Raw genomic sequence first — 1,183 nt, forward strand, 5'->3', positions numbered from 1 at the left:
CGTGACGCTACCGTCCGGACAGGCACTAGCGATAGGTAACCAGTCAGCATCACTTGGCAGTACCATTGAACTGGCAAATCAATCCTCCTCCGATATCAAATTTGTTTTATTTTCCGCTGAGCCGGTAAAAGAAGAGTTTGTTCAAAAAGGCCCGTTTGTCATGAGCACCGAAAGTGACATTGAACAGATTGAAGCGGATTATGCCGCAGGGAAACTTGGACAGTTAAGTTAGAGTTATCATGGGGTTGTTGAACTACTGCATGTTAGAAAGTAAGTTAGTTAATAAATGCGCCAGTAATTAAGGTGTCTTATTAATGTATATTTTTGAAATTATCGCAGTACTATCCTGCGCATTATTTGCGGGTGCAGCCATTTATATTAATTTTGCCGAACATCCTGCGCGGTTAGAGTGTGGCACTGAACTAGCGGCAACCGTTTTTGAGCCTAGTTACCGCCGTGCGGCTGTTATGCAAGCTTCGCTGGCACTGGTAGCCGCTATTTCAGGGTTAATTGTTGCGCTAAGCGGCGACTCATTGCTCTGGTATATTGGAGCAGTACTCATTTTCTCTGTCGTTCCTTTTACCTTTATCGTTATCATGCCGACCAATAAGCAACTGCTTTCGCCGGAAGGAAGTCTGTCAGTGACAGAGACTCATCGGTTATTGGTTAAATGGGGGCGGCTCCATGCGGTCCGTAGCAGTTTAAGTCTCGTTGCAGCGATTCTATATGTGTACGCTCTTTCCGGGTAATCTAGTGATGTCTGTCAAATAGTGGTTAGCAAGACTGCGAGGCTGACCGATCCTTCCTCTTATTTAATCTGTATCTATAAAACCTATCAAAGCAAACGGTATCTTGCCTTGGAGTAAATGGCTGAGCGTTGCTATAACTATAGATAACAGTTATTCAAATTTAAGCACAGAGATAAGGAAGGCATAATGAGTAGTTCAAGCGGTGGCGGTAAATGCCCAATCATGCACGGCAGCATGACATCTGAGAAAAAAACGAACACGCACTGGTGGCCAAACTCCCTGAAGCTGGAAATTCTGCGCCAGCACGACACCAAAGCGAATCCAATGGATGACGACTTTAATTACGCGGAAGAATTCAAAAAAATCAATTTAGAAGAGTTAAAGCAAGACCTGAAAGATCTCATGACCGATAGCCAGGACTGGTGGCCGGCTGA

Annotated in this window: 2 protein-coding genes and 1 pseudogene; all 3 read left to right on the forward strand. The window is 44.6% G+C overall.

The window, feature by feature from the left end:
- Positions 1-232: pirin-like C-terminal cupin domain-containing protein (locus B3180_RS14615; protein ID WP_286845234.1), on the forward strand; the 232-nt coding region annotated here is incomplete at its 5' end.
- Positions 233-314: 82 nt separating this feature from the next.
- Entirely contained in the window at positions 315-749 is a 435-nt protein-coding gene (locus tag B3180_RS14620; protein ID WP_278358563.1) for a DUF1772 domain-containing protein, read from the forward strand.
- A 186-nt stretch (positions 750-935) separates the two neighbouring features.
- Positions 936-1,183 (forward strand): annotated as a pseudogene (locus B3180_RS14625) (catalase-peroxidase); the annotation flags it as partial.

It is taken from the genome of Idiomarina sp. UBA4206, from assembly GCF_002383015.1.
Taxonomy (GTDB): Bacteria; Pseudomonadota; Gammaproteobacteria; order Enterobacterales; family Alteromonadaceae; genus Idiomarina; species Idiomarina abyssalis.